We start from the raw sequence: 24,140 nt of genomic DNA on the forward strand, positions 1-24,140 counted from the left end.
GTTACATGCTCAGCGATTAAGCCAACGCAAACGCAGCCATTCCAGGTCTTCCGGGCGGGTGACCTTGATGTTGTCCGAACGCCCTTCGATCAGGCGCGGGGCCAGACCGGCCCACTCCATCGCCGAAGATTCGTCAGTGATGGTCGCATCTGCCACCAGGCTGTCAGCCAAAGCACGATGCAAGGCCCCCAAGCGAAACATCTGCGGTGTATAGGCCTGCCAGATCAAACTGCGATCAACGGTTTCAACTGCGCGACCATTTTTGTCGACGCGCTTGAGTGTGTCCCGCGCAGGAACAGCCAGCAAACCACCCACAGGATCGTCAGCCAATTCACTCAGCAGTTTGTTCAGGTCTTCACGTGACAGGTTTGGCCGTGCCGCATCATGGACCAACACCCAATCGTCATCCGCAGCGCCTTGGGCATGCAGATGCAACAACGCATTGAGCACGGAATCCGCCCGTTCGCGCCCGCCATCCACCCGCACTACACGAGGGTCAGCGGCACATGGCAAAGCTGGCCAAAAGGGATCATCAAACGCGACGCTGACCACCAGCCCCTTAAGGCCGGGATGGTCGAGAAAACAGCTGATGCTGTGTTCGAGAATACTGCGCCCGCCCAACTGCAAATATTGCTTGGGACGGTCCGCGGCCATACGGGCACCAACACCCGCGGCAGGAATCACGGCCCAGAAGGCCGGTGTTGGATAGCTCATTGGGCCAACTGATAGAGGGTTTCACCCTCCTTGATCATGCCCAACTCATGGCGAGCACGCTCTTCAACGGTCTCCATGCCTTTTTTCAGCTCCAGCACTTCCGCATCCAGGACGCGGTTACGCTCCAGCAAAATTTCATTTTCAGCATGTTGATCGGCTATTTGCTGGGTCAGGTCGGTAACCTGCGCCAAACTGCCATTCCCCACCCACAGGCGATACTGCAGGCCAGCGAGCAGCAAGAGCAAGATGAGAAACAACCAATTGGGACTGCGCATCGAATATCAGGTATCCAGTAAAAAGACAGCCATGCCGACAAACGTAAACAACCAATAGTACAAAGCCTGGAAGAACCAGGCTTGTACCGATGTGCATCAGATTAGTGTCAAAAGACTCGCAGTGGCGAATTTTCCGACACAAGCTGCAGTCTTTTTACCACGCCGTACTTAGCCGCGGAACTCGCTGCGACCGTTGTACTTGGCTTTTGCACCCAGTTGCTCTTCGATACGCAGCAATTGGTTGTACTTGGAAACGCGATCAGAGCGGCACAGAGAGCCGGTCTTGATCTGGCCAGCCGCAGTACCCACTGCCAGATCGGCAATGGTGGAATCTTCGGTTTCGCCCGAACGGTGCGAGATCACAGCCGTATAACCAGCAGCCTTGGCCATCTGGATAGCTTCCAGAGTTTCGGTCAGGGTGCCGATCTGGTTGAACTTGATCAGGATCGAGTTGGCGATGCTCTTGTCGATGCCTTCTTTCAGGATCTTGGTGTTGGTTACGAACAGGTCGTCGCCAACCAGCTGAACCTTCTCACCGATTTTGTCGGTAAGGATTTTCCAGCCGTCCCAGTCAGATTCGTCCAAGCCGTCTTCGATCGAGATGATCGGGTAGCGCTGGGTCAAACCTTTTAGGTATTCAGCAAAACCTTCGGAACTGAAGACTTGACCTTCACCGGACAGGTTGTATTTGCCGTCTTCGTAGAACTCGCTTGCCGCGCAGTCCAGCGCCAGGGTCACGTCAGTGCCCAGGGTGTAACCGGCGTTGGCGATGGCTTCGGAGATCACTTTGAGTGCATCTTCGTTGGAAGCCAGGTTAGGTGCGAAACCACCTTCGTCACCCACTGCGGTGTTCAGGCCACGGGCCTTGAGCACAGCTTTGAGGTGATGGAAGATTTCGGTGCCCATGCGCAGCGCGTCGGAGAAGGTCTTGGCGCCAACCGGCTGAACCATGAACTCTTGAATGTCGACGTTGTTATCAGCGTGCTCGCCACCGTTGATGATGTTCATCATCGGAACCGGCATCGAGTAAACACCCGGCGTGCCGTTCAGGTTAGCGATGTGCGCGTACAGCGGCAGGTCCTGGTCCTGTGCAGCGGCTTTGGCAGCAGCCAGAGACACGGCCAGAATGGCGTTAGCGCCCAGGGAGCCTTTGTTCTCAGTACCGTCCAACGCGATCATCGCGTGGTCCAGCGCCTTTTGGTCAACCGGGTCTTTACCCAGCAGCAAGTCACGAATCGGGCCGTTGATATTGGCAACGGCTTTCAGTACGCCCTTGCCCAGGTAACGGCTCTTGTCGCCATCACGCAGTTCCAGCGCTTCACGGGAACCGGTGGATGCACCGGACGGCGCGCAAGCGCTGCCGATGATGCCGTTGTCGAGAAGCACGTCCGCTTCCACAGTGGGATTGCCACGGGAGTCGAGAACTTCACGACCTTTGATGTCGACGATTTTTGCCATTGTTGTAAACACTCCAAAGTTGACGAAAACGACGCAGCTGAGGGAAATATTGTTATCGGCGGCAAGGGTCAAACAGCAGGCAGCCTTGCGGGCGATAAGGCTCGGGCTTCATCAGCCCGAGAAATCGTGCGGTACTTTACCGGAGAAACGAGGGTTACGCGGTTTCTATTGTCGGAAAACTTTTAACCAACTCATCCAGAGACTTCAACTGGGCCAGGAACGGCTCCAGCTTGTCCAGACGCAAGGCACAAGGGCCGTCGCATTTGGCGTTGTCCGGATCCGGGTGTGCCTCAAGGAACAGACCCGCCAGGCTCTGGCTGATGCCAGCCTTGGCCAGATCGGTCACCTGGGCACGACGACCACCGGCAGAATCCGAGCGACCACCAGGCATTTGCAGCGCGTGGGTCACGTCGAAAAACACCGGGTACTCGAACTGCTTCATGATGCCGAAGCCCAGCATGTCTACAACAAGGTTGTTGTAGCCAAAGCTGGAACCACGTTCGCAGAGGATCAACTGATCATTGCCCGCTTCTTCGCACTTGCTCAGGATGTGTTTCATCTCCTGGGGCGCAAGGAACTGGGCTTTCTTGATGTTGATCACGGCGCCGGTCTTGGCCATTGCCACGACCAGGTCAGTCTGACGCGACAGGAAAGCCGGCAGCTGGATGATGTCGCAGACTTCGGCGACCACGGCTGCCTGGGCAGGTTCGTGGACGTCGGTAATCAGCGGCACACCAAAAGCGGCCTTGATGTCTTGAAAAATCCGCATGCCTTCTTCGAGGCCAGGGCCACGGTAAGAGCTGACAGATGAGCGATTGGCCTTATCGAAACTGGCCTTGAACACGTAAGGGATACCGAGCTTTTCAGTAACCCGCACGTACTCTTCACACACCTTCATGGCCATATCACGGCTTTCCAGCACGTTCATGCCACCGAACAAGACCATTGGCTTGTCGTTGGCAATTTCGATATTGCCTACACGGATAATCTTTTGCGCCATGCTGATTACGCCTTCTTCTCGTGTTGTGCCAGTGCTGCCTTGACGAAACCGGTGAACAATGGATGGCCATCACGTGGCGTGGAGGTGAACTCCGGGTGGAACTGGCAAGCGACGAACCAAGGATGATCCGGAGCTTCAACCACTTCTACCAGCGCGCCGTCACCGGAACGACCGGTCACTTTCAGGCCAGCTTCAGTCAACTGCGACAGCAGGTTGTTGTTCACTTCATAGCGATGACGGTGACGTTCAACAATCACGTCCTTGGCATAGCAATCGTGAACCAGGGAACCGGCTTGCAGCTGGCAATCCTGGGCACCCAGACGCATGGTGCCGCCCAGATCCGAGGTTTCAGTACGGGTTTCGACTGCACCAGTGGCGTCTTCCCACTCGGTGATCAAGCCTACAACCGGGTGGCCGCTGCTGCGATCGAACTCGGTGGAGTTGGCGTCTTTCCAGCCCAGCACGTTACGTGCGAACTCGATAACCGCTACTTGCATGCCCAGGCAGATACCCAGGTATGGAACCTTGTTCTCGCGAGCATACTGAACAGCCGTGATCTTGCCTTCGACGCCGCGCAGACCGAAGCCGCCCGGAACCAGAATGGCATCACAGCCTTCAAGCAGTTCAGTGCCTTTGTTTTCGATGTCTTCGGAGTCGATATAACGCAGGTTGACCTTGGTACGGTTGGAAATACCGGCGTGGCTCATCGCTTCAATCAGCGACTTGTACGCGTCCAGCAGTTCCATGTACTTGCCAACCATCGCGATGGTGACTTCGTGCTCTGGATTGAGCTTGGCATCGACAACCTGTTCCCATTCGGACAGGTCGGCGCTGTTGCATTCCAGGCCAAAACGCTCAACAACGAAATCATCCAGACCCTGAGCGTGCAGCATGCCCGGGATACGGTAGATGGTGTCGGCGTCTTCCAGCGAAATAACGGCACGCTCTTCAACGTTGGTGAACAACGCGATCTTGCGACGCGAAGAAATATCAACGTGGTGATCGGAGCGGCAGATCAATACATCTGGCTGCAGGCCGATGGAACGCAGCTCTTTAACCGAGTGTTGCGTTGGTTTGGTTTTCGTTTCGCCAGCAGTGGCGATGTACGGAACCAGAGTCAGGTGCATCAGCATGGCGCGCTTGGCGCCTACTTCGATGCGCAACTGACGGATTGCTTCGAGGAACGGTTGCGACTCAATGTCACCCACAGTACCGCCAATCTCAACCATCGCTACGTCGGCATCGCCGGCGCCCTTGATGATTCGACGCTTGATTTCGTCGGTGATGTGCGGAATGACCTGGATGGTTGCACCCAGGTAATCACCACGGCGCTCCTTGCGCAGGACGTGTTCGTAAACGCGGCCCGTGGTGAAGTTGTTGTTCTGGGTCATGGTCGTGCGGATAAACCGCTCGTAATGGCCCAAGTCCAGGTCGGTTTCGGCGCCGTCGTGTGTGACGAACACTTCACCGTGCTGGAACGGGCTCATGGTGCCCGGATCAACGTTGATGTAGGGGTCCAGCTTCAGCATGGTGACCTTAAGTCCCCGCGCCTCCAGGATGGCTGCCAATGAAGCCGAGGCAATGCCTTTCCCCAATGAAGAAACAACACCGCCCGTGACGAAGATGTAGCGCGTCATGAAAAACCCTAGAAGTCTGCGTTAAAGCGGTCAGAGCCGCCGGGGAAAGCGAAGGAAGGCCGAAGCCCCCAATCACCAGCATTAGTCACAGTGCACCTTTCGAAAAACTGCTGCGTTGAAACAGACCGATGGAAACCATCGGTTCGATGCAAGCCACACATTTTTTTAAAATCGCCCAGCAAAGACTGCTTGGTAATCGGCAACTTCTGTAATTCTGGTGAATCCACAGAAGTTGTATCAAGAAGGGAGCGTAGTCTACCGGAAACCCCCTTTCAGCTCAAACCTTGATCGCTCAAAGTTGGCAGCCACTGTAATTGCCAGCGTCCACAGGGGCTGGAGTCCAGTCCATTGAGGTTTGCCACGGCCAATAACTGCTCATTACGGTACAGAAGCGGCAATCTGCCACGGGCGAACAACGGAACACCCCGCTCGTTCAGCAACCGCTTCAGATCGCGATGACCGCGCTGCTCCAGCGCCATCACTTCACCGCCTTGACGATAGCTCACTTGCAAGGGGCCATCGGGAATATCCCCTACAAAGCGCACCCGACCGTTACCCGGTAGTGCCAACACTTGATCGGGCTGGGCCCACGACACTGGCGCAGTTGGCTGATACAGCCAGTCACCGGACAACCACCAGATGCGCGCACCCGCGCGATGCAGCTCACCCTGGGCCAGTTTCCAGACCGGCTGCGCGCCGTCACGAGCATCGCGCAATGCGTCCCACCCGGCCCAATGGTCGGTATCAGGCAATTGCGTGAAGGCCGCCAGCCAGTGACGCAAGGCATTGCGCTGACGTGCAGGCGACAACGCTGCGACCGGAGCAAGCTCCAGCGAAGGCAGGCCTAGCCAGACAAATTCATCGGCAGCGCTTGCCGCGTGAATATCCTGCTGCGCCAACTCATCAAGCAGGCCTTGCGCCTCGGCACAATGTGCAGCGCTGCGAGCCATGCTGGCAGCGGCTTGCGGCCAGCGCCGACGCAGAGCGGGAAATACCTCATGGCGCAGGTAATTGCGGGAAAAGTCTGTCTGGGTGTTGGACGGGTCTTCGATCCAGCTCAGATTGTGCTCGCGGGCATAGGTTTCAAGCTGAGCACGAGGCACATCCAGCAAGGGCCGACACAGGTGCCCTGCCCCCAAACGACGCTGACGCGGCATGGCCGCCAAGCCGCTGACCCCAGCCCCGCGCAACAAACGAAACAGCAGGGTTTCGGCCTGATCGTCGCGATGCTGCCCGGTGAGCAACACTTCCTGAGCTCCGGTAGCTACCACAAACACCTGATAGCGCGCATCCCGAGCCGCACGCTCGATACTGGCACCCGCTTGAACTTGCACCCGAACCACCTGCAGCGGCACGCTCAGCCCGTCACACAGCACCTGGCAATGGGCCGGCCACGCATCAGCCGCCGCCTGAAGACCATGATGAACATGGATCGCGGTAATTGGAGGTAATGGGTGGGTTTGACGAAGTTGCACAAGAAGGTGCAGCAGGACGGTAGAGTCCAGACCGCCGGACAGCGCGACGTGCCAGGCTTTGGCATTGCGCCAGGGTTTCAGGGCTGCAAAAAGTAGAGTCGAAAAATCAGACATTGCAAAAACCTGTGGGAGCTGGCTTGCCTGCGATGCAGACAACTCGGTCTTTCAGACAAACCGCGTAGATACCATCGCGAGCAAGCTCGCTCCCACATTCAGATTTCGCTAAATCAGAGACCGTAGCTCATCAGGCGGTCATAACGACGCTTGAGCAGCGTTTCGTGGTCCAGCTTGTTCAGCATGTCCAACTGGGAAATCAGATCTGCACGAATCGAGGCAGATGCTGCTGCCGGATCACGGTGCGCGCCGCCCAATGGCTCGCCAATCACCTTGTCCACAATACCCAGGCCTTTCAGGCGCTCAGCGGTGATACCCATCGCTTCAGCTGCGTCCGGCGCCTTTTCGGCGGTCTTCCACAGAATCGAGGCACAACCTTCAGGCGAGATCACTGCGTAGGTCGAATACTGCAGCATGTTCAACTGGTCACAAACGCCAATTGCCAATGCACCACCCGAACCGCCTTCACCGATAACGGTCGCGATGATCGGGGTTTTCAGACGCGACATGACGCGCAGGTTCCAGGCAATAGCTTCGCTCTGGTTGCGCTCTTCAGCATCAATACCAGGGTAAGCACCCGGGGTATCGATGAAGGTCAGGATCGGCATTTTGAAGCGTTCGGCCATTTCCATCAAACGGCAGGCCTTGCGATAGCCTTCAGGGCGCGGCATACCGAAGTTGCGACGCACCTTTTCACGGACTTCACGGCCTTTCTGGTGACCAATCACCATCACTGGCTGATCGTCCAGGCGGGCAATACCACCAACGATGGCAGCGTCATCCGAGAAGTGACGATCGCCATGCAGCTCATCGAATTCGGTGAAGATGTGCTGAATATAGTCCAGCGTGTATGGACGGCGCGGGTGACGGGCCAGGCGGGCAATCTGCCAGCTGGTCAGTTTGCCGAAAATATCTTCAGTCAGCGTTTTGCTTTTGTCTTGCAGACGAGAGATTTCATCGCTGATATTCAGCGAATTGTCATTACCAACCAAGCGCAACTCTTCGATTTTGGCTTGCAGGTCAGCAATCGGCTGTTCGAAATCAAGAAAATTCGGGTTCATAAGCATCCGTCTTGGGTCGGCGGCAAAGCATGCCAGAAGGTTTGAAACCCAGCATTTGCTGGCGTTTCGAACCGAGCTGGGGCAGCCGGTTGATCTGTATCGCGCCTACCTTAAGGGACAGGCGCTCTCAGGTCGAGATTAAAAATTCAGGTCGAGGTCAGGGCGCGCTAATCGCCCCTGACCGTCAACGGTATTGGAGGAAGACGTTGTCTCGCCCGAACTGGTCACGCAGGGCTTGAATCAAGCTGTCCGCCGGATCGATTCGCCAGGTCTCGCCAAACTGCAACATGGCCTTGGCGTCTTCGCCGGTGTAGTCCATGGTAATCGGACACGCACCGCGATGTTTCTTTAACAACTCGCCCAACCAGCGCAATTGATCACCCTTAAGCGCGGCCCGGTTGACTTTCAATCGCAAGCTTTCAGCCAGACTGGTGCGCGCATCTTCCATGCTCATCACCCGCTTGACTCGCAATCGCAGCCCGCCAGAGAAATCGTCATTACTGACTTCACCTTCGACCACCACCATCGCATCAGTCTGCAACAGCGATTGCGCCGAATGGAAAGCTTCGGCAAACAGCGAGGCCTCAATCCGTGCCGAACGATCGTCAAGGGTGATGAAGCCCATCTTGTCGCCCTTTTTGTTCTTCATCACTCGCAACGCGATGATCATCCCGGCCACGGTCTGAGTGTCGCGCGCAGGTTTCAGATCAATGATGCGCTGACGGGCAAAGCGGCGAATTTCGCCTTCATACTCATCAATCGGATGACCGGTCAGATACAGGCCCAGCGTGTCCTTTTCGCCTTTGAGTCGCTCCTTGAGCGTCAGTTCCTTGGCCTTGCGGTGATTGGCATAGACGTCCGCATCGACCTCGACAAACAACCCGCCAAACAGGTCAGCGTGACCGCTGTCATGGGTGCGCGCGGTCTGCTCGGCCGCCTTGATCGCTTCTTCCAGCGCCGACAACAACACTGCGCGGTTCTGGTCGATGCTGGCCTGCCAGGCTTTGGGCTCGTCATGAAAGAACGGCCCCAAACGGTCCAGCGCGCCACTTCGGATCAGGCCATCAAGCGTGCGCTTGTTGATGCGTTTAAGGTCTACCCGGGCACAAAAGTCGAACAGATCCGTGAATGGACCGTCCTGGCGCGCTTCGGTAATCGCCTCAACCGGCCCCTCACCTACCCCCTTGATTGCCCCCAGACCGTAAATGATCCGGCCTTCGTCGTTCACCGTGAACTTGAACTCCGAAGCATTCACATCCGGCGCGTCGAGACGCAGCTTCATGCTGCGAATTTCTTCGATCAGGATCACGACTTTGTCGGTGTTGTGCATATCCGCCGACAGTACCGCAGCCATAAACGGCGCCGGGTAGTGGGTTTTCAGCCATGCGGTCTGGTATGACACCAGGCCGTAGGCAGCGGAGTGGGATTTGTTAAAGCCGTAACCGGCGAATTTTTCCACCAGGTCGAAAATGTTACCGGCCAGGTCGCCATCAATATTGTTGTTGGCACAACCCTCAATAAAGCCGCCGCGCTGCTTGGCCATTTCTTCGGGTTTTTTCTTGCCCATGGCCCGACGCAGCATGTCAGCGCCGCCGAGGGTATAACCGGCCATGACCTGGGCAATCTGCATCACCTGTTCCTGATACAGGATGATGCCGTAGGTCGGTGCCAGTACGGGCTTGAGCCCTTCGTACTGATAGTCCGAGTGCGGATATGCCAGTTCGGCCCGGCCGTGCTTACGGTTGATAAAGTCGTCAACCATGCCTGACTGCAATGGGCCTGGACGGAACAAGGCCACCAATGCGATCAAGTCTTCCAGGCAGTCGGGCTTGAGCTTTTTGATCAGCTCTTTCATGCCACGCGACTCAAGCTGGAACACCGCGGTGGTCTCGGCCTTTTGCAGCAACTGGTAGGTCGGTTTGTCGTCAAGCGGGATAAAAGCGATATCCAGCGGTGGCTCATCAACCTTGGCACGCTCGCGGTTGATGGTTTTCAGGGCCCAGTCGATAACCGTCAGGGTCCGCAGACCGAGGAAGTCGAACTTCACCAGACCGGCAGACTCAACGTCATCCTTGTCGAACTGGGTAACCAGACCGCCACCCTCTTCGTCGCAGTAAATCGGCGAGAAGTCTGTCAGTTTGGTCGGCGCGATAACCACACCACCGGCGTGCTTGCCGACGTTACGCACAACGCCCTCAAGCTTGCGGGCCATTTCCCAGATTTCAGCTGCTTCTTCATCGACCTTGATGAAGTCACGCAGGATTTCTTCCTGTTCGTAGGCTTTTTCCAGGGTCATGCCGACTTCAAACGGAATCATCTTCGACAGACGATCCGCCAGGCCGTAGGACTTGCCCTGCACCCGCGCCACGTCACGGATTACCGCCTTGGCGGCCATCGAACCAAAGGTGATGATCTGGCTTACCGCGTTACGACCGTATTTTTCGGCCACATACTCGATGACCCGGTCGCGACCATCCATACAGAAGTCGACGTCGAAGTCGGGCATCGATACCCGTTCCGGGTTAAGGAATCGCTCGAACAGCAGGTCGTATTCCAACGGATCAAGGTCAGTAATCTTCTGCACATAGGCCACCAGCGACCCTGCACCCGAACCACGGCCCGGCCCTACCGGCACACCGTTGCTCTTGGCCCACTGGATAAAGTCCATAACGATCAGGAAGTAACCGGGGAACCCCATCTGGATGATGATATCCAGCTCGAAATTAAGCCGGTCGACATACACCTGACGCTTGGCGTCGTAATCTTCGGTGGTGTCCTTGGGCAGCAGAACGCTCAGGCGATCTTCCAGGCCATCAAACGATACTTTGCGGAAATACTCATCGATGGTCATGCCATCGGGAATCGGGAAGTTGGGCAAAAAGTGAGTGCCCAACTTGACTTCAATATTGCAGCGCTTGGCGATTTCAACCGTGTTTGCCAGCGCCTCAGGCAGATCACTGAACAGCTCGGCCATTTCCTCGGCACTTTTCAGATACTGCTGATCGCTGTAGTTCTTGGAGCGGCGCGGATCATCCAGGGCCCGGCCTTCACCAATGCACACGCGGGTTTCGTGAGCTTCGAAATCCTGCTGCTTGATAAAACGCACATCGTTGGTCGCCACCAGCGGCGCGCCAATCCTGTCCGCCAGGGCTACGGCAGCATGCAGATGCTCTTCGTCGTTTGGGCGCTTGGTGCGCTGAATTTCCAGATAAAAACGGTCCGGGAACACCGCCATCCATTCGCGGGCCAGGGTCTCGGCTTCTTCAGTGTTGCCACTGATCAGCGCAACACCTATCTCGCCCTCTTTCGCTGCCGAAAGCATGATCAGGCCTGCAGCAGCCTCGGCTACCCACTCGCGCTCAATGATCACCTGGCCATTGCGCTGACCATCGATGTAACCACGGGAGATCAGCTCGGTGAGGTTGCGATAACCCAAAGGGTTCATCGCCAACAGACTGATACGACTCAGCGGGTTTTCCGGGTCCTTGTTCGACAACCACAGATCCGCGCCACTGATCGGCTTGATCCCGCCGCCCATGGCCGCTTTGTAGAATTTGACCAGGGAGCACATGTTGTTCTGATCGGTCACCGCGACAGCGGGCATATTCATGCCGGCCAGGGTTTTGATCAGCGGTTTGATCCGCACCAGGCCATCGACCAGGGAGTATTCAGTGTGCAGGCGCAGGTGAACGAATGAAGCCGGCATGGTGATCCTGTCTATAAGCTTTGAGAAACAACAAGGCCCGGATTGTACCGGGCCTTGGCAAAAACATCAGCCTTGCGGCTAAACCTTGGCGAGACCTTCAAGGGCCTCATAGGCACGACGCACCGGACCAAACGAACGCCGGTGAATGGGTGTCGGGCCAAGACGCTCAAGGGCTTCGAGGTGCACCGGTGTTGGGTAACCCTTGTGACCTCCGATACCATAGCCCGGATACTGCAACTCAAATGCAGCCATTTCACGGTCACGGCTGACCTTGGCCAGAATCGACGCCGCCGCAATCGCCGGAACCTTGCTATCGCCTTTAACAACGGCTTCAGCAGGCATTGCCAACTTGGGGCAGCGATTACCGTCGATCATCGCCAGTTTAGGGGTAATGCTCAGCCCTTCGACTGCACGCTGCATGGCTAGCATGGTGGCGTGCAAAATATTCAGCTCGTCGATCTCTTCGACTTCGGCCCGAGCAATACACCAGCTCAGGGCTTTTTCACAGATTTCGTCATAAAGTTTTTCACGACGCGCTTCGGTGAGTTTTTTCGAATCGTTGAGCCCGACGATAGGCCGATTGGGGTCAAGAATAACGGCAGCAGTCACCACGGCGCCACACAGTGGGCCGCGACCCACCTCATCGACACCGGCAACAAGGTCTTCGACCAGATTGAAGTCCAATCCGATTTGCATGGTTACTTTACTCACTTGGATTGTGCAATCAGGTCCAGTACCGCTTTGGCGGCCTGATTGGAAGCGTCGAGGCGCAATGTGCGATGAATCTCGTCAAAGCCGCGAGTCTGCTCTTCACCGCCGTCCAGCAGGGGCAGCAGGGTCTGGGCCAGGGCTTCAGGCGTCGCAGCGTCCTGCAACAGCTCGGGCACCAGCATCCGCTGAGCCAGCAAGTTGGGCAGCGACACGTACGGACTTTTGACCAGGCGCTTGAGAATCCAGAACGTCAACCGAGCCAGGCGATAAGCCACCACCATCGGCCGCTTGTAGAGCAAGGCTTCCAGCGTGGCAGTGCCGGATGCAATCAGCACCGCATCGCAGGCTGCCAGTGCCAGGTGTGATTGACCATCAAGCAAGGTCAGCGGCAGGTCGCGCCCAACCAGCAACTGCTCGATTTGCTCACGGCGCGCGGCACTCGCACACGGCAATACAAAACGCACATCAGGCCGGGCTTCGCGGATTTTTTGCGCCGCATCGAGAAACAACCCACCAAGCTTGCCCACTTCACCGCCGCGACTACCGGGCATCAAAGCGACCAACGGCCCGTCAGGCAGACCCAGTTCAACGCGAGCACCGGCTTTATCTGCTTCAAGCGGGATAGTGTCGGCCAGCGAGTGCCCGACGAAACGCACAGGTACGCCGTGCTCTTGGTAAAACTTGGCTTCAAAAGGCAACAGTGTGAGCATCAAATCGCAGCCTTCGCGAATTTTCAGCACGCGCTTCTGACGCCAGGCCCATACCGAAGGGCTGACGTAGTGCACGGTCTTGATTCCGGCACGGCGCAATTGAAGTTCAATATTGAGGGTAAAATCAGGTGCATCAATACCGATAAACACATCGGGTTTTTCGGCAATCAATGTCTGAACCAAGAGCTTGCGGCGCTTGAGCAGCTCACGCAGACGCCCCAGCACCTCAACCAGCCCCATCACCGACAAACGCTCCATCGGGAAGTAGGAGGTCATACCCTCTGCTTCCATCAACGGACCGCCAACGCCGATAAATTCGATATCAGAATGCTGAGCCTTGAGTGCCCGCATCAATCCCGAGCCCAAAATGTCGCCCGAGGCCTCCCCCGCTACCAGCGCGATACGCAATCTGGCCATGACTAGCGCGTAATGCCGCGGGTGGAAGAGCGAATGGACTCAACAAACATGGCAACTTCAGGGAACAGCAGAGCAGGCTCGGCCAACTCGGCAAGTGCCTGATCAACGGTCAGCCCCTGGCGGTAGACCACTTTATAGGCACGACGCAACGCATGAATGGCGTCATCACTGAAACCGCGACGGCGCATACCTTCGAAGTTCATGCTGCGGGCTTCGGCAGGGCTGCCGAACACAGTCACAAACGCAGGAACATCCTTGCCGATGGCGGTGCCCATGCCCGAAAAGCTGTGGGCGCCGATATGGCAAAACTGATGAACCAGGGTAAAACCTGACAGGATCGCCCAATCGCCCATATGCACATGGCCCGCCAACGCTGAGTTGTTGACCAGAATGCAGTGGTTGCCGATCACGCTGTCATGCCCGATATGGGCATAGGCCATCACCAGGTTGTGATCACCCAGCGTGGTCTCGGCACGGTCCTGAATGGTTCCGCGATGAATCGTCACACCTTCACGAATAACGTTGTGATCACCGATAACCAGGCGAGTTTCCTCACCCTTGTACTTGAGATCAGGCGTGTCTTCGCCCACCGATGAAAACTGGTAGATACGGTTGTGCTTACCGATTTTGGTTGGGCCCTTGAGAATCACATGCGGCCCAATCACTGTCCCCTCGCCGATTTCCACACCTGCGCCGACGATCGACCAAGGGCCGACCTCGACGTCGTCGGCCAATATGGCCGTCGGATCGATGATTGCGCGAGGGTCAATCAAACTCATAGTTTGCGTTCCGCACAGATGATTTCAGCCGAGCATACCGGCTTGCCATCCACCGTGGCCTGACACTCGAACTTCCAGATGGAGCGCTTGCAGCTCACGAACTTGGCTTCAAGGATCAACTGATCACCCGGCAGCACAGGCTGACGGAAGCGCAGCTTGTCGGAGCCTACGAAGTAATACAGTGTGCCGTCAGCCGGCTTGAGATCCATCATCTTGAAGCCAAGAATGCCGGCAGCCTGAGCCATCGCTTCAATGATCAACACACCGGGCATGATCGGGTGCGCCGGGAAGTGGCCGTTAAAAAAAGGCTCATTGATGCTGACATTCTTGTAGGCACGAATGCGCTTGTTCTCGACATCCAGATCCACCACTCGGTCCACCAGCAGGAACGGGTAACGGTGGGGCAGATATTCGCGAATCTCGTTGATGTCCATCATTTCGTGGGGAAGCCTGTAATAAAGATTGGGCGCGCGCGACTAAGGCGCGCTCCTCTAGCAAATCAAGGAAGCAAACCAGGGGTTCAGCACGCTTGATATGGAAATTGTATTAGCCTTTTGAAGAAGCTTTGCCGCCGGGGGTCACTTACCGACGCGCTTTTCCAGTTGTTTCAACCGTCTGGCAATGTCGTCCAGCTGACGAATACGTGCCGCACTCTTGCGCCACTCAGCGGCTGGTTGCATAGCCGTACCGGAAGAATAGGCGCCTGGCTCGGTAATCGAGTGGGTCACCATCGTCATGCCAGTCAAGAACACATTGTCACAAATTTCAATATGCCCAACCAAACCGACACCACCCGCCAACATGCAGTGCTTGCCGATTTTAGTGCTACCGGAAATCCCGACACAGGCGGCCATGGCCGTATGGTCACCCACCTGAACGTTGTGTGCGATCTGGATCTGGTTATCCAGCTTGACGCCATTACCGATCAGTGTGTCGGCCAAAGCACCGCGGTCGATGGCGGTATTAACACCGATTTCGACATCATCACCGATGGTTACACCACCGATTTGAGCGATCTTTTGCCAAACACCCTTCTCGTTGGCAAAGCCAAAACCCTCGCCACCCAGCACGGCACCCGACTGAATAACCACACGCTGACCGATGCGAACATCGTGATAAAGCGTCACACGCGGAGCCAGCCAGCCGTCTTCGCCAATTACACAGCGAGCCCCGATAAAGCAATGAGGCCCGACCGTGACGCCAGCAGCGATGCGCGCACCGCTTTCGATCACAGCAAAGGCACCAATGCATGCTGCAGGATCAACCACCGCGTCAGCAGCAATCACTGCCGTTGGATGAACGCCGGCAACCGCTTTGGGCTTGGGGTCAAACAGATGGGAAATTCGGGCATAAGCCAGATACGGATCGGGTACAACCAGCGCATCCCCGACATACTCCTCGGCGTCTGCAGCCTTGAGCAATACAGCCCCGGCATGGCAATCAACGAGGAATTTTCGGTATTGGGGGTTGGCCAGAAAGCTCAACTGAGCTGGGCCAGCCTCTTGTAAAGTGGCTAGCCCAGTGATTTCTTTCTCCGCAGAGCCACGCAATGTGGCTCCAAGGAACTCGGCCAATTGGCCGAGTTTTATAGTCGCAGTCATAATTACTTCAGCTGATTCATGCGCTCGATAACCTGGCGAGTGATGTCGTACTGAGGTTTGACATCAATCACAGCACCACGCTCGAACACCAGGTCAAAGGCGCCTTTCTTGATGACTTCTTCAACAGCGCTGTCCAGTTTTGGCTTCAGCTGTTTAAGCATTTCGCGGTCAGCAACGGCTTTGGCTTCGTTCAGCTCCTTGGATTGGAACTGGAAGTCACGGGCCTTTTGCTTGAATTCAAGTTCCAGGCGTTCACGTTCGCCCTGCTGCATTTTGTCGCCGCCCTTCACCAGACGATCCTGAATGCCTTTGGCGCTGCTTTCCAGGCTTTTGAGCTTGGTCAGTTGCGGGCCAAACTTCTTCTCGGCATCCACGGCATAACGCTTGGCTGCGTCCGACTCAAGCAATGCCATCTGATAGTTCAGTACGGCAATTTTCATGTCGGCGAAAGCCGGGCCTGCCACTAGAACCGAAGCCAGGAGAACCAATTGAGTCAACTTACGCACGATGCACTCCTAAAAAATCCGTTGTCTATATCTAAGGTCAGGCTTTAGAAAGTCTGGCCGAGGGAGAATTGGAACACTTGAGTGTCTGCGTCATCCGGTTTCTTGATCGGCATGGCCAAGCTGAAGCTCAACGGGCCAAGCGCAGTTACCCAGGTCACGCCAACACCAACAGAACTGGCCATGTTACTAAAGCCGATATCGCAATCCTTGGTATCGCCCTTGCAGTTGGTGTCGAACACGTTACCCACATCCCAGAACACGGAGGTACGCAGGGAGCGCTGGTCTTTCACAAACGGCATAGGGAACAGAACCTCTACACCACCCTGGATCAGCACGTTACCACCAAACGGCAGCGGATCTTGATCCGGGTCCGCAATGGTGCCCGGATTTTTACCGGAGCTTGGAGTGCTGCGAGGGCCCAAGGCGCTGTCCTTGAAACCACGTACCGAGTTGAAACCACCAGCGTAGTAGTTCTCATAGAACGGCAGGCCAGCGGTCGAACCATAACCATCACCATAGCCCAACTCTGTGTGCAGACGCATGGTGTAGGTGTCGGTCAGTGGCTGGAACAGCTGAGCGCGATAATCAAGCTTGTAGAACTGCAGGTCACTGCCCGGAATCGTGGACTCAAGCACCAGACTCTGGGAACTGCCACGTGTTGGCAACACACCTTTGTTCAGGGTCGACTCGGACCAACCTACCGATGCCTTGAAGTTGAGGTACTTGTCGCCTTCACGATTTACGAAGTCGAAAATTTCGTCAACGGTGTACTGACCGGTACTGATTTCATCCTGCTGCACTGTCAGACCGTAGGTCAGACGCGATGTATCACTGATCGGGTAGCCCATGGTGATACCAGCACCAAGGCTGTCCACCGAGTAGTTTGCTACGTCAACGTCCAGCTCTTTGTAGTCGGTTGTACGGTAGAACGCGTTGTAACCCAGGCTCACACCATCAGCAGTCCAGTACGGATCAACATAGCTGAAGTTGTAGCGGCTCTGGTATTCGCTGCGCGTCAGGCCAATGCTGACCTTGTTACCCGTACCCAGGAAGTTGTTCTGGGTAATCGAGCCGCCAAGGATCAAACCGGCGCTCTGGGCAAAACCGACGCTGGCAGTGATCGAACCCGACGCCTGTTCTTCAACTGCGTAGTTTACGTCCACCATATCGTCAGTACCGGGTACTGCCGGGGTTTCAACGTTGACTTCCTTGAAGAAGCCCAGGCGCTCAAGGCGAACCTTGGACTGATCAATCAGGTAGGTCGAAGCCCAGCCACCTTCCATCTGACGCATTTCGCGACGCAGCACTTCGTCGGCCGACTTGGTGTTGCCGCGGTAGTTGATGCGGTTTACGTAAGCACGCTTGCCCGGATCGACCACAAAGGTAATGGCAACAGTGTGATTCTCAGGGTTTGGCTGAGGCACGCCGTTGACGTTGGCGAAGGTGTAGCCTTCGTTACCCAGGCGACGGGTAATCAGCTCGGAAGTAGTGGTCATCAGCTTGCGCGAGAACACTTGGCCCGGCTGAACCAGCAGCAGCGACTTGATCTGATCTTCAGGAACCTTGAGGTCACCGCTCAGTTTTACTTCGCCGACGTTGTATTTTTCGCCTTCGTTCACGTTAACGGTGATGTAGACGCTTTTCTTGTCGGGCGTGATCGAGACCTGGGTCGAAGCGATATCCATATTGATATAGCCGCGATCGAGGTAGTAGGAGCGCAGACGCTCAAGGTCACCCGACAGTTTTTCACGAGCGTACTTGTCGTCATTCTTGAAGAACGACAACCAGTTCGTGGTTTTCAGTTCGAACAGGTCAACCAGATCCGATTCAGGGAAAACCGTATTACCCACCACGTTGATGTGCTGGATAGCGGCAACCGTGCCTTCGTTGATATTGACCTTCAAGGCAACGCGGTTACGCGGCTCGGGCACCACTTCGGTGTCTACCGTCGCCGAATAGCGGCCCTGGGCAACATACTGACGTTGCAGTTCGTTACGCACACCTTCAAGGGTGGCGCGCTGGAAAATCTCACCTTCGGCCAACCCCGACTGTTTAAGACCTTTCATCAGGTCATCAGTGGAGATCGCCTTGTTCCCGTCAATTGTGATGCTGGAGACGGAAGGACGCTCGACAACCGTGATAACAAGCACATTGCCATCACGACCCAGTTGGATATCCTGAAAGAACCCGGTTTTGAACAACGCACGAGTGGATTCCACCAAACGGCGGTCATCCGCGACCTCACCCACGTTCAGAGGCAACGCACCAAACACGCTACCGGCGGAAACCCGCTGGAGCCCGTTGACACGGATATCAGAGATAGTGAAGGACTCGGCGTGAACTTCGGCGATCATCAGTACGGCGAGAACCGCAGTTAGCAGCAGACGTTTCATGAAGTCCTTTCTTATTCCAACTGGCAATAAACAAACTGCCGCAAAATGCGGCAGATTCGCAATTCAGCGAAGCGTTTACAGACGACCCAGATCGTTGATCAAGGCAAGTAACATCACCCCGACCACCAAGCTGATCCCGATCTGCATTCCCCAACCCTGCACCCGATCCGACAAGGGACGACCACGCGCCCACTCGATCAGATAAAACAACAAATGCCCCCCATCCAGTACAGGTATGGGCAACAAGTTCAGAACCCCCAGGCTTATGCTCAGATAAGCCAGAAAATTCAAGAAATCCGCAACACCCGACTGGGCAGAAGCGCCCGCCACTTTAGCAATGGTTATCGGTCCACTCAAGTTTTTTACCGAGAGCTCACCGAACAACATTTTCTTCAGCGAGTCGAGCGTCAATATGCTCATGGTCCAGGTGCGTTTTGCCCCTTCCCCGATTGCTGCGAGCGGGCCATAACTGACTTCCCGGATCATCGCTGGTGGCCAATCGACACCTTTGACCCCTGCCCCCAGGTAACCCGTTGCCGCCTTGCCCTCACCGCGAGCTGCCAGCGTGACAGGTATCTCAACAGGCACGCCATCGCGTTCAACACGCAACACGACACGAGCATCCGGGCGCACACGAACCCAGTCAACAACCTGCTGCCAATCCTTGATGACCTGATCATTCATGGCCAGCAGCTTGTCACCGGTTTTAAGCCCTGCGGCCTGCGCTGGACCTTTCGGGTCCAGCTCTGCCAGAACTGCCGGCAGCTCGGGACGCCACGGACGAATCCCCAAGGAGGTGATAGGGTCCGGCTCATCGGCACCCTTGAGCCAGTCTTTCAATACAAGTTGATGCGACGCTTGGGCAGAGGAGTCCGGCTCACGCACAACAACCTGCAGAGAGCCGCTTTCACCCAGACGTCGAACCAGTTGCAGATTGACGTTGGACCAGCCTGTCGTAGCCTCGCCATCAATGGAAACAATTTCCTGACCCGCTACCAAACCGGCTTGCGCCGCCAGGCTGCCGCTTTCAACCGCACCGATGACCGGCCGCACTTGCTGGCTGCCCATCATGGCCAGCACCCAGAAGAACGCCATCGCCAGCATGAAGTTGGCTATCGGCCCGGCCGCGACAATGGCAATGCGCTGACCTACGGTTTTACGATTGAACGACTGATCGAGTTGATCGGCAGGCACTTCACCTTCGCGCTCGTCGAGCATTTTAACGTAGCCACCCAACGGGATGGCTGCGACAACAAACTCGGTGCCCTGGCGATCATGCCAGCGCAATAGAGGCGTACCGAAGCCCACGGAGAAGCGCAGAACCTTGACGCCACAACGGCGCGCCACCCAAAAGTGACCGAATTCATGAAAAGTGACCAGCACCCCCAATGCCACCAGGGTGCCAACAATCATATAGAGCGCACTCATCTACTTTCTCCGCGATTCTGTCCGGTTCCGGCAAGCACCACTTTTTCAGCCGTTACGACTCAACCACTGTTCAGCCAGCATACGAGCTTTGGTATCAGCGGCAAACACCGCTTCCAGCTCGTCTACGGCGACTACAGGCTCGCTATTCAATACATCTTCGATAATACGGGCGATCTGCGGATAACGGATTCGCCCGTCCAAAAAGGCAGCCACTGCAACCTCGTTCGCCGCATTAAGCATCGCTGGGGCACTATTACCGGCCTCGGCCGCCTCGCGAGCCAGACGCAAACAAGGGAAACGTTGCTCGTCAGGACGCTGGAAGTCCAGTCGTGCCACTGCAAACAGGTCCAGCGGCGCAACACCCGAGTCGATACGCTCAGGCCAGGCCAAGGCATTGGCAATCGGCGTACGCATATCCGGATTACCCAACTGAGCCAGCACCGAGCCATCCACATAATCGACCAGCGAATGAATCACGCTTTGCGGATGGATAACCACTTCAACCTGATCCGGCCGGGCATCGAACAACCAGCAAGCCTCGATCAGTTCCAGGCCCTTGTTCATCATGCTGGCTGAATCGACCGAAATCTTGCGCCCCATCGACCAATTGGGATGAGCGCAGGCCTGATCTGGAGTGACATGCTCAAGCTGGGCCAGCGGCGTTTCACGGAACGGCCCGCCAGACGCGGTAAGCAAAATCCGACGAACCCCTACATTCCCCAGACCGCGGGCAAAATCCTGCGGCAAGCACTGGAAGATCGCATTGTGTTCGCTGTCGATGGGCAGCAATACCGAGCCGCTACGACGTACGGCCTGCATAAACAGGTCGCCGGTCATCACCAGCGCTTCCTTGTTGGCCAGCAGGATCTTCTTGCCGGCATTGACTGCGGCCAGTGTCGGACGCAGGCCCGCAGCACCAACGATTGCCGCCATTACCGCATCGACTTCAGGAGCCGAGGATATCTGGCACAAGCCCTCCTCACCCACCAATACCTCGGTGTTGAGCCCCGCAGCGCGCAAATCCGCCTGCAACCGGCTCGCAGCCTGCTCATGGGGTACCACCACAACTTGCGGTCGGTGCTTGACGCACAAGGCCAGCAGCTCGGCGAGACGGCTATAGCCGCTCAAGGCAAAGACCTGATAACGATCAGGGTGACGCGCAATAACATCCAGGGTGCTCAGGCCAATAGAGCCCGTAGCCCCCAGAACAGTAATCTGTTGTGGGCGACTCATGACGCAGCCATCCACAGTAATACCGCAAATACAGGGATCGCCGCCGTCAGGCTGTCGATCCGGTCCAGCACACCGCCATGGCCCGGCAGCAGATTGCTGCTGTCTTTAATTCCAGCCTGGCGCTTGAACATGCTTTCCGTGAGATCGCCCACCACCGAGATCAATACAATCACGGCGGCGCCGACCAGCGCAGCAAACATCTGCGAAGCGCTCCAGCTACGCACTACACCGACGACAGCAGTGATCAGCAGGCTCAGCAACAAACCACCAAAAACACCTTCCCAGCTTTTGCCCGGACTGACTTTAGGGGCCAGCTTGCGTTTGCCAAATTTGCGCCCGGAAAAATAAGCGCCAATATCTGCGCCCCAGACCAGAACCATCACTGCCATGATCAGCCAGTTACCCAGCGGCATTGCCTTGATCAGAACCAGACCTTGCCAAGCTGGCAACAGGATCAGCAGACCAATAACCAGCTTGGCCGCAATACTCGACCAGTGCCCGGCCGATTGCGGAAAGGTCAGCACCAAAAAGGTTGCTGCTGCCCACCACAATACCGCCGCACCCAGCACCCAAGGCGCCAGATCAGGGAAAACGTGCAGACCAAACAACAACAAGGCCACTATCGCGGCAAACAAAACCCGCGCAGTTTGAGCCTCAAAGCCTGCAAGACGCGCCCATTCCCAGGCACCCAAAGTAACGACTACGCCAATAAACAGCGCAAAGCCGCTGCCCTCAAGCAGAAAAAAACCGCACAAGGCAATTGGCAGCAAGATAAGCGCAGTGATGATTCGTTGTTTCAGCATTAAATCCGGGCTCCAGCCTCAACCTGCTCGCTCGTTTTACCGAAGCGGCGCTGGCGAGAAGCGAAATCAGCCAATGCATGACGCATGGCCTCGTGTTTGAAGTCCGGCCAGAACAGGTCGGAGAAGTACAACTCGGAATAGGCTAGCTGCCACAGCAAGAAATTGCTGATGCGGTGCTCGCCTCCGGTACGGATACACAAATCAGGCAACGGCTGATCACCCGTTACCAGACAGGTTTGCAACAACCGGGGGGTGATTTCCTCCGGCTGCAAATGACCTGCCTGGACTTGACGTGCCAGCTGCTGGGCAGCTTGCGCGATGTCCCACTGACCACCGTAGTTAGCGGCGATCTGCAACACAAAGCGACCCTCGCCCACCGTCATTGCTTCCGCTTCACTCATCGCCTTTTGCAAGTCCGGATGAAAGCGTGAGCGGTCGCCAATGATCCGCAAACTGATCTCGTTTTCGTTGAGGCGCTTGGCCTCACGACGCAGCGCCCGGAAGAACAGTTCCATCAGGGCACTGACTTCCGCAGCAGGTCGCTGCCAGTTTTCACTGGAAAACGCGAACAGGGTAAGCACCTCGACTCCCGCCTGGGCACATACCTCAATTACCGCACGAACCGCATCCACACCCGCTTTATGCCCGGCAACACCCGGCAGAAAGCGTTTTTTCGCCCAGCGATTATTACCGTCCATGATGATCGCGACATGTCGCGGAACAGATGACGGGTCAGCCTGCTTCGTCTTTTCCATAAAACGCCCTGACCCTTATACGGCCATCAGGTCCGCTTCTTTCTGCTTGGTGGCAACTTCAATATCTGCCACAGCCTTGTCGGTCAGCTTCTGGATATCATCAGCGCCACGACGCTCTTCGTCTTCGCTGATTTCCTTTTCCTTGACCAGGTCTTTGAGCTGGCTCAAGGCGTCACGACGGATATTACGTACGGCAATACGGGCATCTTCAGCAGCGTCACGCGCCTGTTTGGCGAAAACCTTACGGGTTTCTTCAGTCAGGGCAGGCATGGAGATCAACAACAATTCGCCCAGGTTGGTCGGATTGAGGTTCAGACCAGCGCTCTGGATTGCCTTGTCGACTGCGCCCAGCATGTTGCGCTCGAACGCTACGACTTGCAGGGTACGGGAGTCTTTAACGGTGATGTTCGCTACCTGGCTGATCGGAGTATCCGAGCCGTAGTAAGGAACCATCACGCTACCCAGAATGCTTGGGTGAGCCTTGCCGGTACGGATCTGGCCAAATGCATGGGACAGAGATTCCAGCGACTTCTGCATGCGCGTTTGAGCGTCTTTCTTGATTTCGTTGATCATTGTTGACCTTCCTCGATCAGAGTACCTTCAGCGCCGCCGTGGACAATATTAAGCAGGGCGCCGGGCTTGTTCATATTAAATACACGCAATGGCATTTTGTGGTCACGGCACAGACAGATAGCCGTCAGATCCATAACACCCAGTTTGCGATCCAGTACTTCATCGTAAGTCAGATGATCGAACTTCTCGGCATGTGGGTCTTTGAATGGGTCTGCGGTGTACACGCCGTCAACCTTGGTCGCCTTGAGCACCACATCAGCATCGATTTCAATGGCACGCAAACAGGCAGCCGAATCCGTTGTGAAAAATGGATTACCGGTACCTGCAGCAAAAATCACCACATCCTTGGCGTTGAGATGGCGCATGGCCTTACGACGATCGTAATGATCGGTCACGCCTACCATGGAAATAGCCGACATAACGATGGCGGAGATATTCGCACGTTCCAGCGCATCGCGCATGGCCAAGGCGTTCATCACGGTAGCCAGCATGCCCATATGGTCGCCAGTTACACGGTCCATACCTGCGGCGCTCAATGCGGCACCACGGAACAGGTTGCCACCACCAATTACCAATCCTACCTGAACGCCGATGCCGACCAACTGGCCCACTTCCAGCGCCATGCGGTCGAGTACTTTGGGGTCGATCCCGAACTCTTCAGAGCCCATCAGGGCTTCGCCGCTTAGCTTGAGTAGAATGCGTTTATAGCGAGCTTGATAACCACTGCCCTGCTGAGCCATTGCGAATCTCTCCTGCCGCGTTTTATTGAAAATCTGTGCGAGGCCATTCTG

At 56.2% G+C, this 24,140-nt stretch carries 20 protein-coding genes and 1 pseudogene; all 21 read right to left on the reverse strand.

What is annotated here, in order from left to right; all coding sequences use genetic code 11:
* Positions 1-9 precede the first annotated feature (9 nt).
* Complete coding sequence (ispD, locus tag U5A05_RS19025; RefSeq protein WP_261739434.1) at positions 10-714, reverse strand: 2-C-methyl-D-erythritol 4-phosphate cytidylyltransferase; 705 nt, start codon at positions 712-714, stop codon at positions 10-12.
* The gene (gene ftsB / locus U5A05_RS19030) at positions 711-989 is read right to left on the reverse strand and encodes a cell division protein FtsB (RefSeq protein WP_261739435.1); all 279 of its coding nucleotides are present in this window, start codon (positions 987-989) and stop codon (positions 711-713) included. Before ftsB ends, ispD begins: the two co-directional genes overlap by 4 nt.
* A 168-nt stretch (positions 990-1,157) precedes the next feature.
* Entirely contained in the window at positions 1,158-2,447 is a 1,290-nt protein-coding gene (eno, locus tag U5A05_RS19035; RefSeq protein ID WP_261739436.1) for a phosphopyruvate hydratase, read from the reverse strand.
* A gap of 154 nt (positions 2,448-2,601) precedes the next feature.
* A complete protein-coding gene (gene kdsA / locus U5A05_RS19040; RefSeq protein WP_060694718.1) occupies positions 2,602-3,447 on the reverse strand; it encodes a 3-deoxy-8-phosphooctulonate synthase in 846 nt (281 codons plus the stop codon).
* A gap of 5 nt (positions 3,448-3,452) precedes the next feature.
* Positions 3,453-5,084, reverse strand: a complete 1,632-nt coding sequence (locus tag U5A05_RS19045; protein ID WP_261739437.1) for a CTP synthase — start codon at positions 5,082-5,084, stop codon at positions 3,453-3,455.
* 272 nt (positions 5,085-5,356) lie between these two features.
* Positions 5,357-6,673 (reverse strand): tRNA lysidine(34) synthetase TilS, encoded by a 1,317-nt coding sequence (gene tilS, locus U5A05_RS19050; protein ID WP_321834342.1) that lies wholly within the window; start codon positions 6,671-6,673, stop codon positions 5,357-5,359.
* Between the two features lie 113 nt (positions 6,674-6,786).
* Positions 6,787-7,734, reverse strand: a complete 948-nt coding sequence (locus tag U5A05_RS19055) for an acetyl-CoA carboxylase carboxyltransferase subunit alpha (protein ID WP_261739439.1) — start codon at positions 7,732-7,734, stop codon at positions 6,787-6,789.
* Between the two features lie 184 nt (positions 7,735-7,918).
* Positions 7,919-11,440: a DNA polymerase III subunit alpha gene (dnaE, locus tag U5A05_RS19060; RefSeq protein ID WP_261739440.1), complete on the reverse strand. Its 3,522-nt coding sequence runs from the start codon at positions 11,438-11,440 to the stop codon at positions 7,919-7,921.
* Between the two features lie 78 nt (positions 11,441-11,518).
* Positions 11,519-12,136: a ribonuclease HII gene (gene rnhB / locus U5A05_RS19065; protein ID WP_261739441.1), complete on the reverse strand. Its 618-nt coding sequence runs from the start codon at positions 12,134-12,136 to the stop codon at positions 11,519-11,521.
* Positions 12,137-12,147: 11 nt separating this feature from the next.
* The gene (gene lpxB, locus U5A05_RS19070) at positions 12,148-13,278 is read right to left on the reverse strand and encodes a lipid-A-disaccharide synthase (protein WP_321834346.1); all 1,131 of its coding nucleotides are present in this window, start codon (positions 13,276-13,278) and stop codon (positions 12,148-12,150) included.
* Positions 13,279-13,280: 2 nt separating this feature from the next.
* Positions 13,281-14,057: an acyl-ACP--UDP-N-acetylglucosamine O-acyltransferase gene (gene lpxA / locus U5A05_RS19075; protein ID WP_261739443.1), complete on the reverse strand. Its 777-nt coding sequence runs from the start codon at positions 14,055-14,057 to the stop codon at positions 13,281-13,283.
* Positions 14,054-14,494, reverse strand: coding sequence for a 3-hydroxyacyl-ACP dehydratase FabZ (gene fabZ, locus U5A05_RS19080; protein WP_261739444.1), 441 nt, complete (start codon positions 14,492-14,494; stop codon positions 14,054-14,056). Before fabZ ends, lpxA begins: the two co-directional genes overlap by 4 nt.
* 109 nt (positions 14,495-14,603) lie before the next feature.
* A pseudogene (gene lpxD / locus U5A05_RS19085) lies at positions 14,604-15,658 on the reverse strand (UDP-3-O-(3-hydroxymyristoyl)glucosamine N-acyltransferase).
* A 2-nt stretch (positions 15,659-15,660) separates the two neighbouring features.
* Entirely contained in the window at positions 15,661-16,164 is a 504-nt protein-coding gene (locus U5A05_RS19090; protein WP_003440444.1) for an OmpH/Skp family outer membrane protein, read from the reverse strand.
* A 44-nt stretch (positions 16,165-16,208) separates the two neighbouring features.
* Positions 16,209-18,557 (reverse strand): outer membrane protein assembly factor BamA, encoded by a 2,349-nt coding sequence (gene bamA / locus U5A05_RS19095; protein ID WP_321834355.1) that lies wholly within the window; start codon positions 18,555-18,557, stop codon positions 16,209-16,211.
* Between the two features lie 75 nt (positions 18,558-18,632).
* The gene (gene rseP, locus U5A05_RS19100; RefSeq protein WP_321834357.1) at positions 18,633-19,985 is read right to left on the reverse strand and encodes an RIP metalloprotease RseP; all 1,353 of its coding nucleotides are present in this window, start codon (positions 19,983-19,985) and stop codon (positions 18,633-18,635) included.
* Positions 19,986-20,030: 45 nt separating this feature from the next.
* Positions 20,031-21,218, reverse strand: coding sequence for a 1-deoxy-D-xylulose-5-phosphate reductoisomerase (gene ispC / locus U5A05_RS19105; protein WP_261739447.1), 1,188 nt, complete (start codon positions 21,216-21,218; stop codon positions 20,031-20,033).
* Positions 21,215-22,021 (reverse strand): phosphatidate cytidylyltransferase, encoded by an 807-nt coding sequence (locus tag U5A05_RS19110; RefSeq protein ID WP_261739448.1) that lies wholly within the window; start codon positions 22,019-22,021, stop codon positions 21,215-21,217. Before U5A05_RS19110 ends, ispC begins: the two co-directional genes overlap by 4 nt.
* On the reverse strand, positions 22,021-22,776 hold the full coding sequence (uppS, locus tag U5A05_RS19115) for a polyprenyl diphosphate synthase (RefSeq protein WP_261739449.1): 756 nt from the start codon (positions 22,774-22,776) through the stop codon (positions 22,021-22,023). Before uppS ends, U5A05_RS19110 begins: the two co-directional genes overlap by 1 nt.
* 15 nt (positions 22,777-22,791) lie before the next feature.
* Positions 22,792-23,349: a ribosome recycling factor gene (gene frr / locus U5A05_RS19120; protein WP_261739450.1), complete on the reverse strand. Its 558-nt coding sequence runs from the start codon at positions 23,347-23,349 to the stop codon at positions 22,792-22,794.
* The gene (pyrH, locus tag U5A05_RS19125) at positions 23,346-24,089 is read right to left on the reverse strand and encodes a UMP kinase (RefSeq protein WP_003440426.1); all 744 of its coding nucleotides are present in this window, start codon (positions 24,087-24,089) and stop codon (positions 23,346-23,348) included. The genes frr and pyrH overlap by 4 nt, the downstream gene beginning before the upstream one ends.
* Positions 24,090-24,140 lie beyond the last annotated feature (51 nt).

Source organism: Pseudomonas kulmbachensis, from assembly GCF_963681935.1.
GTDB classification, from domain to species: Bacteria; Pseudomonadota; Gammaproteobacteria; order Pseudomonadales; family Pseudomonadaceae; genus Aquipseudomonas; species Aquipseudomonas kulmbachensis.